The following is a 14,678-nucleotide window of genomic DNA, read 5'->3' on the forward strand; positions in this document are numbered from 1 at the left end:
CGCCGCCTTCCCTCGTCGCTCTGGTCGCTGCGCTCCCGTCGCTCCTCAGTCCAGGCGACGCCGCGCCCTTCCGGCTCCCTCATGAGACCTCCTTGTCGCGGCACTCCTCGAACGCCTCGCGGAGCAGGGCCAGCTCGGTGGCGGTGGCGGGGGCGAGGGTCATCTCGGTGACGAAGTCGCCGGCCACCTCCAGCTCCGACCGGCCCCGGACGCGGTCGGACCAGGTGCGGTCGTCGGCGGCGCCGTCGCGGTCGGGCTCGAAGTTCAGCACCAGGGCGTGCGGAAAGCGGGCGCGCAGCCGCTCCATCGGGTTCGCGGGGCGCTGCGGGTCGGTGAGGGTGATCTGGAGCCAGTGGCCGACCAGCTCCTCGTGCGCCTCGTCGTCGAGCAGGTCGTCCAGGCGGCCGCGCAGGCGGGCGAGGGGGCGCGGGACGGGCGCCTCGACGAAGCGGTCGTCCAGGGTGCCGTCGTCGCGCAGGTCGATCAGCCAGTAGCCCTTGACGTGGTGCTCCTCGGAGAAGGAGTAGGCGATCGGCGAGCCGGAGTAGCGGACGCGGGGCGTGACGGCCCACTTGCCGTGCAGGTGGCCGAGGGCGGCGTAGTCGACGCCGTCGAACACCGAGGCGGGCACGTGCGCCGAGCCGCCGACGGAGATGTCGCGCTCGCTGTCGCTGGGGGCGCCGCCGGTGACGAACGCGTGGGCGAGGACGACCGAGCGCGTCCCGGCCGGGCGCGCGGCGAGGTCGGCGCGGACGCGGTCCATGGCGGCGCCGAGGGCGGCGGCGTGGCTGCGCTCGGCCAGCTCCCAGGGGTCGCGGACGAGCTCGGGCTCCAGGTAGGGGATCGGGTAGAACGCCGTCCCGTCGATGAGGACGGGCTCGCCGACGGTGGCGGGGTCGGTGCGCAGGTGGACGCCGCCGGCGTCCATCAGCGAGGCGCCGAACCCGAGGCGGTGCGCCGAGTCGTGGTTGCCGGCGATCAGCACGATGCGGGCGTGCGCGGACAGCCGGCCGAGCGCCTCGTTGCACAGCCGGACGGCGTCCACCGGGGGCAGCGCGCGGTCGTAGAGGTCGCCGGAGACCAGCAGGACGTCCACGCCCTCGTCGCGGACGGTCGCCTCCAGGTGGTCGACGAAGGCGCGCTGCGCGGCGAGCAGGTCCTCGCGGTGGAAGGACCTGCCGAGGTGCCAGTCGGAGGTGTGCAGGATTCGCATGTCGCACACACCATAGGCAGCACGGGCGGCACATCCGGCCCGGAAACGCCGTAACACCCCAAATGATCTCTGCTACACCTGTCGCATGAACGACGAAACGCCCGAAAGCGCCCTGGAGGCGGCCCGGGAGCTGCTCGGCCGCAAGGACACCGACGCCGCGCTGCCCCTGCTGGAGGAACCGGCCGCGGCCGGGGACGCCTTCGCCGCCCGGACGCTCGGCATCGCGCTGCGCGACCGCGGCGACCTGGCGGGCGCCGAGCGCTGGTACCGCGCCGCCGCCGACCACGACGGCGGCTGCGCGTTCGGGCTCGCCACCCTCCTCCAGGACACCGGCGACCTCGACGGCGCCGCCGCCTGGTACGCCCGCGGCACCGCCCTCGGCCACCTGGAGTGCACCACCAACGGCGCGATTCTGATGCTGGCGCGCGGCGAGACCGCCGAGGGCGAGCGCCTGCTGCGCGAGGCCGCCGCCGCGGGCGACCACGTCGCCGCGGGACGGCTGGAGGAGATGGAGGAGCTGGCCGAGGAGCTGGCCGGCGCGCTCGACCGCCCGCGGACCGACGCCGACCCCGAGTACGCCGCCGGCCTCGACGTCCCCCTGGAGCCCGACCAGTACGAGCGGCTCCCCCACCTGGTGCCCGTCGCGCTGGAGGTGCTCGACGCCGCCATCGCGGCCGCCGACGCCGTGCGGCTGCACCTGGCCAAGGCGCTGCTGCTGGACGGCCTCGGCCGCGACGCCGAGGCCGAACGGGTGCTGGCCGCCGCGTCCGAGCGCTTCCCCGGCGACCCCCTCGCCGACCGCCTGCTCGGCCTGATCCTGAAGGAGCGCGGCGACCTGGCCGGCGCCGGGGCGCGCCTCCGCGCCGCCGCCGCGCGCGGCGGCGCCTCCGCCGCGCTCAGCCTCGGCCGCCACGAGATCGGGCTCGGCCGCTGGGACGAGGCCGAGCGCTGGCTGACCGAGGCCCGCGACCTCGGCGACGAGGACGGTCCCGCCGCCGCGCTCGACGCGCTGCCCGGTTACCGCGCCATGGTCCTGCCGGACCCGCCCGGTGCGGACCTGCGGGCCGCCGCCGGCGCCGGGGACGCCGCCGCCGCGTTCGAGCTGGCCGCGGTGCTGCGCGACCGGTACGAGATGGTCGAGGCCGTCCGCTGGTTCGAGGCCGCCGAGCGGGCCGGGCATCCCGGCGCGCTGCTGGAGCTGGCGCGGCTGCGCGAGCGGACGGGCGTCCTCGACCGGTTCCTCCTGCCGCGCGTCGAGCCCGCCGCCGAGGCCGCCCACGCGCGCGCCGCCGCGGCCGCAGTCCCCGACCCCGCCGACGTCGAGCTGATCGAGTGGCTGGGGCAGCGGTACCTGAAGGCGGGCCGCACGCTGCTCGCCGGGCTGTGGCTGCGCCGTGCCGCGCGCCTCGGGAACGGCCGGGCCGCGTGGTGGGCCGGCGGCCGCTCGGAGGAGTCCGGCGACCCCCAGGAGGCCGAGCGGATGTGGGCGCTGGCCGCCCGCAACGGCGTCCCCTGGTGCGGGTGGCTCGCGGGCCGCTCCCTGGTGCGGCGCGGCGCGCACGCCGAGGCCGAGCCGCTGCTGCGCATCGCCTGGGACGCCCGCGACGACCGGGAGCCGCTGCACGAGGCCGCGTACTGGCTGGCGCTGTCGCTGCGCGGCCAGGACCGCCCGGAGGAGGCCCTGGAGTGGGCGCGCACCGCCGTGGAGGTGCACCCGCGCGTCCGCCTCGGCTACTCGGGCTTCATGCTGCACAGCCTGTTCGACCCCGAGGTCGAGCTGGCCGTGGCTCTGGCGGCCTGCGAGCGCGACGAGGAGGCGGGGCCGCTGCTGGAGCGCAAGCTCGCCGAGCAGCCGCGGCACCGTGACCTGAACCGGGCGGCGGCCGAGGTCGCGGCCCGGCGCGGCGACGCCGACGCCGCCCGCGCGCACCTGGTCCACGCGGGCGCCCCCGAGCAGGCCGGCGCGGGCGTGTCCGCCGAGGACGTCCTGCGGATCCTGCGCTCCCTGCACTGACGCGCCCGGCCCCCGGCGGCGGGGCCGTCCCGTAACGTGGTCGGCCCCCACCTCGCAGGAGTTCGCCATGCGCACGGCCCCGCCGCCCCACCTGGAAGAGATCGCCGACCGGGTGTACGCCTGGATCCAGCCCGATGGCACCTGGTGCCTGAACAACGCCGGGTTCCTGGTCGGCCCCGAGGCGGTCACGGTGATCGACACCGCGGCGACCGAGGCCCGCGCGCTCGGGCTGCGCGACGCGATCGCCGCGGTGACGCCGCTGCCGCCGCGCACCGTCGTCAACACCCACTTCCACGGCGACCACACCTACGGCAACGCGGTGTTCGCGCGCGAGGCGGCGTTCGTCGCGCACGAGAACTGCGCCGCCGAGATGGCCGAGCAGGGCCTCACGCTCACCCGGCTGTGGACCGAGGTGGAGTGGGGCGACATCCGGCTCGTCCCGCCGACGGTGACGTTCGCGGACCGGCTCACCCTGCACGCCGGCGACCTGCGGGTGGAGCTGATCCACCACGGTCCCGCGCACACCACCGGCGACGTCGTCGCGTGGCTGCCCGGCCAGCGGGTGCTGTTCGCCGGCGACCTGATCTTCAACGGGGGGACGCCGTTCGCGCTCATGGGGTCGGTCTCGGGCTGGCTGGCGACGCTGGAGGAGCTGCGCGCCCTCGGCGCCGAGACGATCGTCCCCGGGCACGGCCCGGTGTGCGGGCCCGAGCTGTTCGACTGGACCGAGGGCTACCTGCGCTGGCTCCAGGAGCTCGCCCGCGACGGCGTCGCGGCGGGGGTGCGGCCGCTCGCGCTGGCCCGCGAGACCGACCTCGGCCCCTACCGGGAGTGGACCGACGCCGAGCGCCTCGTCGCCAACCTGCACCGCGCCTACGCCGAGGAGCTCGGCGAGGCGCCCGGGGCGCCGCTGGAGACGATGGCGGTCATCCTGGAGATGGTGGAGTACAACAACGGGCGGATCCCCACCTGCCTGGCCTGATCGCCACTCCGGGTGAGATCACGGTCACGCTGTGCGCACCCTCGCGGCCTCCCCTAGAGTGACCGCGTGAGTGAGCGTCCCTACGTGCTGCTGAGCTGCGCGATGTCGGTCGACGGGTACATCGACGACGCGTCGCCCGAGCGGCTCCGGCTGTCCAGCCCCGCCGACTTCGACCGCGTGGACGGCGTGCGGGCGGGCTGCGACGCCATCCTGGTCGGCGCGAACACCGTGCGCCGCGACGACCCGAAGCTGCTGATCCGCTCGGAGACGCGGCGGTCCAAGCGGATCGCGCGCGGCGCCCCCGGCGACCTGACCAAGGTGACGCTGACCTGGTCGGGCGACCTGGACCCGGCGGCGCGGTTCTTCACCACCGGGGAGTCCCCCAAGCTCGTGTACGCGCCGACCGCGACGGCCGGGCCGCTCGCGGCGCGGCTCGGCACCGCCGCCGAGGTCATCGACGCCGGGGAGCCGCTGGAGCTGCCGGTCGTGCTGGAGGACCTGGTGGCGCGCGGGGTGAAGCGGCTGATGGTGGAGGGCGGCGGCGGCGTCCACACCCGGTTCCTGACCGCCGGCCTGGTCGACGAGCTGCAATTGGTGGTCGCGCCGTTCTTCATCGGCGACCCGTCCGCGCCGCGGTTCGTCGGGTCGGGGGTGTTCCCGCAGGACCCGGCGCGGCCGATGCGGCTGGAGGAGATCACCCGGATCGGCAACCTGGCGCTGCTGCGCTACGTGATCGGCGGAAGCCGTGGCTGACGCGCCGATGGGCGACCCCGGCGACGTGCACTGGCTCGCGCTCGCCTGCGACCTCGCCGCGCGCTGCCCCCCGTCGCGCACCGCGTTCTCGGTCGGCGCCGTCGTCGTCGGCGCCGACGGCCGCGAGCTGGCGCGCGGCTTCTCGCGCGAGCACGACCCGCACGACCACGCCGAGGAGGCCGCGCTCGCCAAGCTCGCCGGACCGGTCGCGGCGGGCGCCCTGGAGGGCGCGACGGTCTACTCCTCGCTGGAGCCGTGCGGGCGCCGCCGGTCGCGGCCCCGCACCTGCTCGCAGCTCATCGTCGGCGCCGGGATCCGCCGGGTGGTGTTCGCCTGGCGCGAGCCGTCGCTGTTCGTCGAGGGCACCGGCGCGGAGTACCTGGCCGCGCACGGCGTGAAGACCATCGAGCTGCCGGGTCTGGCGGCGCGCGCCCGCGAACCCAACGCGCACCTGCTCGCCTGATCCGGCCGGGAGTTAGGAGAAGTCCAGGTCGCCGCGCGGGCCGCCCTTCAGCTCGTTGAAGCCCCGCACCGGGGCGAGCGCCGCGATCCCGTCCCAGAGGCGCCCGGCCTCCTCGCCGCGCGGCACCCGCGACAGGACGGGCCCGAAGACGCCGCCGCGCGCCCCGTCCGGCGCCGTGACGCCGATGATGGGGCTGCCCACCTCGTTGCCGTCCACCCGCTCCAGGCCCTCGGCGGTGGAGGCGCGGACGGCGTCGTCCAGGCCGTCGTCCAGGGCGGCGCGCAGCAGGTCGCCGGGCAGGCCCGCCTCGGCGAGGGCCTCCTCGAACACCTTGACGGCGTCGTCGGCGCCGCGCTCGTGCACACGGGTGCCGTAGGCGGTGTAGAAGGCGGCGAGGTCGTCCTGGCCGTGCCCGCGCTCGACGGCGAGCGCGACCCGCACCGGCAGCCACAGGTAGCCGCCGGTGTCGCCCTCGGGGTCGGTGTCGCGGTGCTCGTTCAGCGCGGCGAGCGACAGCACCCGCCAGGTGATGGCGAAGCCCCGGGCCCGCGCGGCCTCCAGCAGCCAGCGCGAGGTCGCCCAGGTGAACGGGCAGGACGGGTCGAACCAGAAGTCGGCGTGCGCCGCGGAGCGAGCGTGCGTGTCGGTCATGCCCCTCCCCTACCCGCCGATCGCGCCCGCTCGCCCGAGACCGCCGTCTCATCGGCTCTTGCCAATCCCGGGGGGCGCCGTGCCATGCTGTGACCAAGCAAGCATTCGGTCAAGGGAGGCGTTCCAGCATGCGCGAGCACGACCGGTTCTTCATCGGCGGCGAGTGGACGGCACCGGCGGGCACCGGCGTCATCGAGGTCGTCTCCCCGCACACCGAGGAGGTCATCGGCCGGGTTCCCGAGGGGACCGAGGCCGACATGGACGCCGCCGTCGCCGCCGCCCGCAGGGCGTTCGACCACGGCCCCTGGCCCCGGATGACGCCCGCCGAGCGGGCCGCGGCGCTCGGCCGGCTGTCGGCGATCTACGCCGAGCGCCAGCAGTCGATGGCCGACCTGGTCACCGACGAGATGGGCTCGCCGATCCTGTTCTCCATCTTCGGGCAGGCCGCGCTGCCGCAGATGGTGCTGCAGTACTACGTCGACCTCGCCGCCTCCTTCGCCTGGGAGGAGGAGCGCACCGGCATGCTCGGCCCGGTCGCGGTCGTGCGCGAGCCGGTCGGCGTCGTCGCGGCGATCTACCCGTGGAACGTCCCGCAGTTCACGCTGATGATGAAGCTCGCCCCCGCGCTCATCGCCGGCTGCACCGTCGTCGCCAAGCCCTCCCCCGAGACCCCCCTCGACGGCTACCTGCTCGCCGAGTGGATCGCCGAGGCCGGCATCCCCGAGGGCGTCGTCAACATCGTCCCGGCGGGCCGCGAGGTCGGCGCGTACCTCGTCGCCCACAAGGACGTCGACAAGGTCGCCTTCACCGGCTCGACCGCCGCCGGCCGGCAGATCGCGTCGGTCTGCGGGCAGCAGCTCAAGCCCGTCACGCTGGAGCTCGGCGGCAAGTCCGCCGCGATCATCCTGGAGGACGCCGACCTCGGCGCCGCGATCGAGGGCTTCAAGATGGCGTCGCTGATGAACAACGGCGAGGCGTGCGCGGCGCAGACCCGCATCCTGGCGCCGCGCGGCCGCTACGAGGAGGTCGCCGACGCGCTCGCCGCGATGGTCGGCGGCCTCACCGTCGGCGACCCCGCCGACTACGGCACCGAGATCGGGCCGCTCGTCGCGCGCCGCCAGCAGGAGCGGGTCGAGGACTACATCCGCATCGGCCAGGACGAGGGCGCCAAGGTCATCACCGGCGGGCTGAGCCGCCCCCACGACCGCGGCTGGTACGTGGCGCCGACGGTGTTCGGCGACGTCACCAACGACATGCGCATCGCCCAGGAGGAGATCTTCGGGCCGGTGCTCGCGCTCATCCCCTACGACGGCGAGGACGACGCCGTCCGCATCGCCAACGACAGCGACTACGGCCTCGGCGGCTCGGTGTGGACCGGCGACGTCGCGCACGGCGTGGACGTGGCGCGCCGCATCCGCACCGGCTCGTGCGGCGTCAACATGTACATCATCGAGCCGAACACCCCGTTCGGCGGCTACAAGGCGAGCGGCCTCGGCCGCGAGATGGGCCCCGAGGGCCTGTCGCCGTACCTGGAGTACAAGACCATCCCGCGCCCGTCCTGACCCCCGGAGCCATCCCCGGCTGAGGCCGGCGTCCACCGAACGGTGGACGCCGGCCTCAGCCGTTGCCCGGCCGGTCGGTGGATACCCGGCCGGGCGCCGCGCCGCGAGGCTGGAGCCATCAGCGGAACGGACCGGCGGGAGACGGCATGGACGGGAAAGCGGGCGGGGCGGCGGTCATCGAGGTGGCCGGGCTGACCAAGCGCTACGGCGGGCGGACCGTCCTCGACGGGGTGACGTTCACCGTCGGGCGCGGCGAGATCTTCGGGCTGCTCGGCCCGAACGGCGCCGGCAAGACCACGACCGTGGAGTGCGCGGAGGGGCTGCGGCGGCCGGACGGCGGCACCGTCCGCGTCCTCGGCCTGGACCCGGCGGCGGGCGGCCCCGAGCTGCGCGAGCGCGTCGGCGTGCAGCTCCAGGAGACCGGGCTGCCGTCGTCGCTGAAGTTCGGCGAGGCCCTCGCGCTGTACGCCTCCTTCTACCGGGCGCCGCGCGACGTGCGCGCGCTGCTCGCCGACTGGGGCCTGGAGGAGCTGCGCGGCCGCCGCTACGGGAAGCTGTCGGGCGGCCAGAAGCAGCGCGTGCACATCGCGCTCGCGCTCGTCGGCGGCCCCGAGGTGGTGTTCCTCGACGAGCTCACCACCGGCCTGGACCCGCAGGCGCGCCGCGCGACGTGGGACCTCGTCCGCCGCGTCCGCGCGGGCGGCGTCACCGTCGTGCTGGTCAGCCACTTCATGGACGAGGTGCAGGAGCTCTGCGACCGCGTCGCCGTCCTGGACGGCGGCCGGATCGTGGCGGCCGGGACGCCCGGCGAGCTGGTCGAGCGGGCCGGGGGCGCGAGCAGCGTGCGGTTCCGGCTGCGCGGCGACCTCGACCCGGCGGCCCTGCCGGCGGTCCTGGCGGCCGTGCCCGAGGTCACCGGCGTGGAGCGCGACGGCCGGGCGGTGACGGTGACCGGCACCGGCGACCTCGCCACCGCCGTCACGGCCGCGCTCGCCCGCGCCGACGTCGTCGTCGCCGACCTGCGCATCGACCGCCGCACCCTCGACGACGCCTACCTCGCCCTCACCGGCCGCCCCCTCGACGACGACGCCTGACCCCCGCACCCGCTCGACCCACCGGAGGCACACCATGCTGCGCACGATCATCGTCAGCGAGACGCGGCTGCGGCTGCGCGAGGGGCTCACCCCCGCGCTCGCCGTCGCCCTGCCGCTCGCCCTGCTGCTCACCTTCGGGCTGCTGCCGCACGCGGCCAGCCCGTCCGCCGACCTCGGCGGGCAGACGTCCCGCGAGTACATCGCCGCGCTCGCCACCGCCGTCGCGTTCGCGGTGCTGGCCCTCACGATGCTGCCCGGCGTCCTGTCGGACTACCGGGAGAAGGGCGTGCTGCGGCGGCTGCACGCCACACCCGTCCGGCCCACCGCGCTGCTGGTCGCCGAGCTGGCCGTCATGGCCGGGGCGTCGCTGGTGTCGCTGGCGCTGATGGTCGGCGGCGGGCGGATCATGCTCGGCACCGCGCTGCCGCGCGCCGGCGGCTGGTTCGCGCTCGCCGCCGCGCTCTGCCTGCTGTCGATGCTGGCCCTCGGCACGCTGATCAGCGCGGTGGCGCCGTCGGGCCGGGCGGGCAACGCCCTCGGCGTGCTGGCCTTCTTCCCCAGCATGTTCCTCGCCGGCGTCTACACCCCCTACGACACCATGCCGCACGGCCTGCAGCGGGTCTGCGACTGGACGCCGCTCTGCGCCGGGCTGCGCGCGATGCGGGCGGCATGGTCCGGGCACGCCCCGACCGCCATGGAACTGGCCATAATGACCGGGTACGGGCTGGTCGCGACGATCGCGGCGGCCAAGCTCTTCCGCTGGGAGTAGGGGCCATGGCCGAGGACGGGCGCGCGGGCCGGGCCGCCGGGCCCGGGGCGCGGATGGACGCCTTCGAGCGCCGCGAGAACCGGATCCTGCTGGCCTCCCCCTACGTCGTCGTCGGCGCGACCACCGCGATCGCCCTGCTGAACGAGCACCCCTCCGCCGGGCGGGCGGCGGCGACGCTCGGCGCCGCCGCCGCCCTGCTGGCCTGGGTCGCGGGGTTCGTCACGCTGCGGCGGGGCCGGCCGCTGCCGGGTCCCGCGGCCTACGCCTTCATCGGCGGGGTGCTGGCCCTGCTGGGCGTGCTGATCACGCTGGATCCGATGTTCGGGTTCGTGAGCATCCTCGCCTACTCCCACCTGCAGGTCCTGCCGCCCCGGGGGCGGCTCCCCGGCGTCGTCCCCGTCGCCGCGCTCGCCGCCCTGTCGCAGGTCGGCGGCCCGGGAAGCGTCCACGGCACCGTCTGGGCGGTCTACGCGGCGGTGTTCGCGGTGAACGTCGCGCTCGCCGGGTCGCTCTGCTACTTCCTGTGGCGCGGCGACGAGGAGTCGCAGCGGCGCCGCGCCGTCATCGAGGAGCTCGCCGAGGCCAACGCGCGGCTGGAGGAGATGATGCGCGAGAACGCCGGGCTGCACGCCCAGCTCCTCGTCCAGGCCCGCGAGGCGGGCGTGCACGACGAGCGGCAGCGGATGGCCGGGGAGATCCACGACACCATCGCGCAGGGCCTCGCCGGCGTCGTCACCCAGCTGCAGGCCGCCCGGCAGGCGCACGGCCGGGGCGGCGACTGGCTGCGGCACCTGGACCTCGCGCAGGAGATGGCCCGCGGCGGCCTCGCCGAGGCGCGCCGCTCGGTGCACGCCCTGCGGCCCGCCGCGCTGGAGGAGGCCGCGCTGCCCGACGCGCTCGCCGGCGTCACCGCCCGCTGGAGCGAGCTGCACCGCGTCCCCGCCGAGATGACCACGACCGGTACGGTGCGGGCCATGCACCCCGAAGTGGAGGGCACGCTGCTGCGCACCGCGCAGGAGGCGCTCGCCAACGTCGCCAAGCACGCGGGCGCGTCCCGCGTCGCGGTCACCCTGTCCTACATGGGCGACCAGGTCACCCTCGACGTCCGCGACGACGGCGCGGGCTTCGCGCCGGACCGGCCGCGCGGCGGCAGCGAGAGCGGCGGCTACGGCCTGGCGGCGATGCGGCGCCGGGTGGCGCGGGTCGCCGGGACGCTGGCGGTGGAGTCCGAGCCGGGCGCCGGCACCGCCGTGTCGGCGAGCGTGCCCGCCGTCCCGGCCGCCGGGGGCGGGGCGTGAGCGCGGCGGGCGCGCCGATCGGGCTGCTGATCGTCGACGACCATCCGGTCGTCCGCGACGGGCTGCGCGGCATGTTCACCGGCGAGCCGGGGTTCGCCGTCCTCGGCGAGGCCGCCGACGGGGCGGCCGCCGTCGAGCTCGCCGCCCGCCTCGCGCCCGACGTCGTGCTGATGGACCTGCGGATGCCCGGCACCGACGGCGTCACCGCGATCACCCGGATGGCCGAGCGGGGCCTGCCCGCCCGCGTCCTCGTGCTGACCACCTACGACACCGACGCCGACGTGCTGCCCGCGATCGAGGCGGGCGCCACCGGCTACCTGCTGAAGGACGCGACGCCGGCCGAGCTGTTCCGCGCGGTGCGCGCCGCGGCGCGCGGCGAGTCGGCGCTGTCGCCGCCGGTGGCGTCGCTGCTGGTCGGCCGGGTGCGGGCGGCGGCGTCGCCCGCGCCCGACGCCGAGCCGCTCAGCCCCCGCGAGCTGGAGGTCCTCGGGCTGATCGCGCGCGGCGGCACCAACCGGGAGGTCGCCGCCCGGCTGTTCATCAGCGAGGCGACCGTCAAGACCCATTTGCTGCACGTCTACGCCAAGCTCGGCGTTAAGGACCGCGCCGCCGCGGTCGCCGCCGCGTTCGAGCGCGGCCTGCTGCGGCCCGCGCCGCCGTCCTGACCGTCAGGGGACGCGGTCGGGGGCGGGGCCGGTGCCGAAGAGGTCGCGGTGGGCGGCGCGGAGCGCGCCGAGGCAGTGGTCGAGACGCGTGAACGCCTCCTTGGCGGCGACGCCGTCGAGGTGCCCGGCGAGCGCCGCGGCGGCGTCCTCCATCTCGGTGAGGCGCGCGCGCAGGACCGCGGTCTGGCGGCGCAGCCGGGCGGGGCCGCCCGCGCCGGGCAGCACCTCGTCCAGCAGCGCCGACTGCGCGCGGACGCTGCGGCGCGCCCGGTCGAGCTCGACGAGCCGCCCGACCTTGGACCGCACCACCCACGGGTCGAACGGCTTGGCCAGGTAGTCGACGGCGCCCGCCGCGTACCCGCGGAGCGCCGTGGCGGGATCGCCGCCCGCCGGGGCGAGCAGCACGATCGGCACGTCGCTGCCGCGGCCGCCGCGCTGGATGTGGTAGGCCGTCTCGAAACCGTCCATGCCGGGCATCGCCACGTCCAGCAGCACGACGGCGTAGTCGTCGCCCGCGAGCGCGCGCAGCGCCTCGGCGCCCGACCCCGCCGGCCGCACCGCCACGCCCGTGCCGGTGAGGATCGCGGTCAGCGCGAGCTGGTTCTCGCGCTGGTCGTCGACCACCAGGATCCTGGCCTGGTGGCCGGCGGCAGCATGGTCCATGTCGCCCCCGGGGCCGTCGCCGCGGCCGGCCCGGGCCCGGGCGGACCTTGCCGACTCGGTGTGTCTGCGGGCCTCCAGTCTGTCACCATGGCAGGGAACCCGCCCGGTGAAACACATCTTCTCCCAGGGGGCGGCCGTGCCGGACGCGCACAGGTCCAGCGCCGTCTACCCGCCCGACGGCGCCTCGGTCCCGGCCGCGCGCGCCTTCGTGCGGAGCACGCTGACCGGCTGGTCGGTCCCGGCCGAGCGCGCCGAGGACGCCGTCCTGCTCGCCGGCGAGCTGATGGACGGCGCGGTGCGGCATTCGGGCACCGAGATCGAGCTGACCTGCGCGCTGGACCGGCCCGGCGGCCTCGTCCGCGTGCAGGTCCGCGACCTGCCGCCGCGCGCGGAGCCCGGCTCCCCCGCGCGGGGCGGGCCCGGCGAGGCGTGGGCGGAGCGGCCGGGCGGCCCGTCCCTCACCCGGGCGCTCGCCGAGCGGTGGGGCGTCACCTACAGCGCCGCCGACCGGACCGTCTGGTTCGAGCTCGGCGCCGAGCGGCCCGCCGCGCCCGCCGACGTCCCGCCGCCGCACGCGCCGGCCGCGCCGCTGCTGCCCGCGGGCGCGCCGCCGCTCGGGCGGCTCGCCGACCACGTGGTGCAGTGGTTGCGGGTCGGCGCGCACGCCGACGTCGCGTGCGTGCTGGCGGGCGGGCGCGGCGGCGCGCGGGTGCTGGCCGCCGCGACGGCCGGCGGCGCCGCGTTCGACGCCGCCGGGATCGAGCCGCTCGCCGGGGCGTGGCTGGAGCACGCCGGGCTGGTCGCGGCGCCGCCCGGCGGCCCCTACCGGTCGGTCGCGGCGATCCCGCTGCGCGACGAGGGGCGGCGGCTCGGGCTGCTCGTCGTCGCCGCGGTCGCCGAGCGCCGCTTCGACGAGAGCGCCCTCACCCGGCTGCGGTACGCCGCCGAGGCGCTGACGCCCGTGCTGGCCCGCGAGAACGACCAGGTCACCCGGCGCGGCTACCGCGACTGGCTGGGGTTCCTCAACGAGGCGGGCGAGATGCTCGCCGGCACCCTGGACGAGGAGCTGGTGCTCGCGCTCGCCGGGCAGCTGTACGTGCCGCGCGTCGCCGAATGGTGCGCCCTCTACCTGGAGGACGCGGCGGGCGGCGCGCGCCTCGCGCACGTCTGGCACGCCGACGAGCAGCGCATCGCCGGGCTGCGGCGGCTGCTGGAGGACGCGCCGCCGCCGCTGCCGCACCACGTCCGCGAGCCGCGCCCCTGGCCCGGCCTCGCCGGGCTGGACGGGCCGGGGCGGCGGCTCGCCGGCCCGTGCGTGCTGGAGCTGCCGCTGTTCGGCCGGGACGCCCCGCTCGGCGCGGTGCTGCTCGGCTGCCCCGACGAGAGCGGCCTGCCCGGCGAGCTGGTGGGCCTCGCCGCCGACCTCGGGACGCGGGTCGCGCAGGCGCTGCGCAACGCGCGCCGCTACGGCGCGCAGGCGAGCACCAGCCGCATCCTGCAGCGCAGCCTGCTGCCGTCGCAGCTGCCGCAGGTGCCGGGCGTGGACTACGACATCGTGTACCTGCCCGCGGGCGAGGACGCCGCGGCGGGCGGCGACTTCTACGACGTGTTCGCCGCCGGCGCCGACCGGTGGCGGTTCATGCTGGGCGACGTGTGCGGCACCGGCCCCGAGGCGGCCGCGGTGACCGGCGTCGTCCGGCACACCCTGCGCGCGCTGAGCCGCGAGGGCCACGACCCGGCGCGGGCGCTGGACCGGCTGAACGACATGCTGGTCGACGACGCCGAGCGGCTCCTCACGATGCTGCACGGCGAGCTGTGCCCGGCGGCGGACGGCGGGGCGCGGCTGACGCTGGCGGTGGCGGGGCATCCGCTGCCGCTGCTGCTGCGCGGCGGCCTGGTGGCGCCGCTCGGCACCTCGCAGATGCTGCTCGGCGCGCTGCCGAGCAGCGGCTACCGCCTGGACCTCGCCGACCTGCGCTCTGGCGACGTCCTGCTCTGCGTCACCGACGGCGTCACCGAGCGCCGCGACGGCGACCGGCTGCTGGACGACGCCGGCGGCCTCGCCGACATCCTCGCGGCCTGCCCGGCCACCGGCCCGGACGCGGTCACCCGGCACGTGTGCGACAGGGTCCGCGCCTTCGGCGGCGGCCCCCTGACCGACGACATGGCCATCCTCGCCCTCCACGTCCACTGACCGCCCGGTCATTCTCCGTCGAGACGCGGCGTGTTGGGCACTTTCGATCTCCAAAGTGTCCAACACGCCGCATCTCAACTCTCAATGACCGGCCGGTCACGGACGGCGGGGCGCATCGAAAGCGAAAGGGTGGGCTGCCCGCAATGGATCACCTGACGATGGCGCCGACGGCGAAACCCCGACAAGGCCGGCACACGGGCGGGGCCTCCCGGAAACAAAACAAGCGGGGCGGGCAGGGCGGACGTGCCGAGCGGGGCGGACGTGCCAGGCGGGGCGGGCAGGGCGGGCAGGGCGAGCCGAGCGGGGCGGGCGGGGGGGGGGGGGGGCCCCCCCCCCCCCGGGGGGGCCCCCCCCCCC

At 76.6% G+C, this 14,678-nt stretch carries 13 protein-coding genes; 10 read left to right on the forward strand and 3 right to left on the reverse strand.

Features of this window, described 5'->3' with window-relative positions; all coding sequences use genetic code 11:
- Positions 1 to 79 precede the first annotated feature (79 nt).
- Positions 80 to 1,213: an exonuclease SbcCD subunit D gene (locus K1Y72_RS30765; RefSeq protein ID WP_220170022.1), complete on the reverse strand. Its 1,134-nt coding sequence runs from the start codon at positions 1,211 to 1,213 to the stop codon at positions 80 to 82.
- 85 nt (positions 1,214 to 1,298) lie between these two features.
- Between K1Y72_RS30765 and K1Y72_RS30770 the strand changes: the two genes are divergently transcribed.
- The 4 genes from K1Y72_RS30770 (at position 1,299) to K1Y72_RS30785 (ending at position 5,425) form a co-directional block, all read left to right on the forward strand.
- A complete protein-coding gene (locus tag K1Y72_RS30770) occupies positions 1,299 to 3,227 on the forward strand; it encodes a hypothetical protein (RefSeq protein ID WP_220170023.1) in 1,929 nt (642 codons plus the stop codon).
- 67 nt (positions 3,228 to 3,294) lie between these two features.
- Complete coding sequence (locus K1Y72_RS30775; protein ID WP_220170024.1) at positions 3,295 to 4,209, forward strand: MBL fold metallo-hydrolase; 915 nt, start codon at positions 3,295 to 3,297, stop codon at positions 4,207 to 4,209.
- Between the two features lie 66 nt (positions 4,210 to 4,275).
- Entirely contained in the window at positions 4,276 to 4,962 is a 687-nt protein-coding gene (locus tag K1Y72_RS30780) for a RibD family protein (RefSeq protein ID WP_220170025.1), read from the forward strand.
- On the forward strand, positions 4,955 to 5,425 hold the full coding sequence (locus K1Y72_RS30785) for a cytidine/deoxycytidylate deaminase family protein (protein ID WP_372453047.1): 471 nt from the start codon (positions 4,955 to 4,957) through the stop codon (positions 5,423 to 5,425). Before K1Y72_RS30780 ends, K1Y72_RS30785 begins: the two co-directional genes overlap by 8 nt.
- Before the next feature lie 12 nt (positions 5,426 to 5,437).
- Here the strand turns inward: K1Y72_RS30785 and K1Y72_RS30790 are convergent, their stop codons facing one another.
- Positions 5,438 to 6,076 carry a mycothiol-dependent nitroreductase Rv2466c family protein gene (locus K1Y72_RS30790; RefSeq protein WP_220170026.1) on the reverse strand — a complete coding sequence of 213 codons (639 nt, stop codon included), beginning with the start codon at positions 6,074 to 6,076 and terminating at the stop codon, positions 5,438 to 5,440.
- 128 nt (positions 6,077 to 6,204) lie between these two features.
- Between K1Y72_RS30790 and K1Y72_RS30795 the strand changes: the two genes are divergently transcribed.
- The 5 genes from K1Y72_RS30795 to K1Y72_RS30815 all read left to right on the forward strand — a co-directional run bounded on the left by K1Y72_RS30795 (position 6,205) and on the right by K1Y72_RS30815 (position 11,464).
- The gene (locus tag K1Y72_RS30795) at positions 6,205 to 7,638 is read left to right on the forward strand and encodes an aldehyde dehydrogenase (protein ID WP_220170027.1); all 1,434 of its coding nucleotides are present in this window, start codon (positions 6,205 to 6,207) and stop codon (positions 7,636 to 7,638) included.
- Positions 7,639 to 7,784: 146 nt separating this feature from the next.
- Positions 7,785 to 8,732, forward strand: a complete 948-nt coding sequence (locus tag K1Y72_RS30800; RefSeq protein WP_220170028.1) for an ABC transporter ATP-binding protein — start codon at positions 7,785 to 7,787, stop codon at positions 8,730 to 8,732.
- 34 nt (positions 8,733 to 8,766) lie between these two features.
- The gene (locus tag K1Y72_RS30805; RefSeq protein ID WP_220170029.1) at positions 8,767 to 9,501 is read left to right on the forward strand and encodes an ABC transporter permease; all 735 of its coding nucleotides are present in this window, start codon (positions 8,767 to 8,769) and stop codon (positions 9,499 to 9,501) included.
- Between the two features lie 5 nt (positions 9,502 to 9,506).
- Complete coding sequence (locus K1Y72_RS30810; RefSeq protein WP_258574160.1) at positions 9,507 to 10,799, forward strand: sensor histidine kinase; 1,293 nt, start codon at positions 9,507 to 9,509, stop codon at positions 10,797 to 10,799.
- On the forward strand, positions 10,796 to 11,464 hold the full coding sequence (locus K1Y72_RS30815) for a response regulator (RefSeq protein ID WP_308287299.1): 669 nt from the start codon (positions 10,796 to 10,798) through the stop codon (positions 11,462 to 11,464). Before K1Y72_RS30810 ends, K1Y72_RS30815 begins: the two co-directional genes overlap by 4 nt.
- Positions 11,465 to 11,467: 3 nt before the next feature.
- Here K1Y72_RS30815 and K1Y72_RS30820 read toward each other — a convergent pair whose 3' ends face one another.
- Positions 11,468 to 12,127 carry a response regulator gene (locus tag K1Y72_RS30820; RefSeq protein ID WP_220170030.1) on the reverse strand — a complete coding sequence of 220 codons (660 nt, stop codon included), beginning with the start codon at positions 12,125 to 12,127 and terminating at the stop codon, positions 11,468 to 11,470.
- A 106-nt stretch (positions 12,128 to 12,233) separates the two neighbouring features.
- Between K1Y72_RS30820 and K1Y72_RS37425 the strand changes: the two genes are divergently transcribed.
- Positions 12,234 to 14,321 carry an ATP-binding SpoIIE family protein phosphatase gene (locus K1Y72_RS37425; protein ID WP_220170031.1) on the forward strand — a complete coding sequence of 696 codons (2,088 nt, stop codon included), beginning with the start codon at positions 12,234 to 12,236 and terminating at the stop codon, positions 14,319 to 14,321.
- Positions 14,322 to 14,678: the final 357 nt, after the last annotated feature.

The sequence above is a fragment of the Actinomadura parmotrematis genome, assembly GCF_019458805.1.
Lineage (GTDB): Bacteria > Actinomycetota > Actinomycetes > Streptosporangiales > Streptosporangiaceae > Spirillospora > Spirillospora parmotrematis.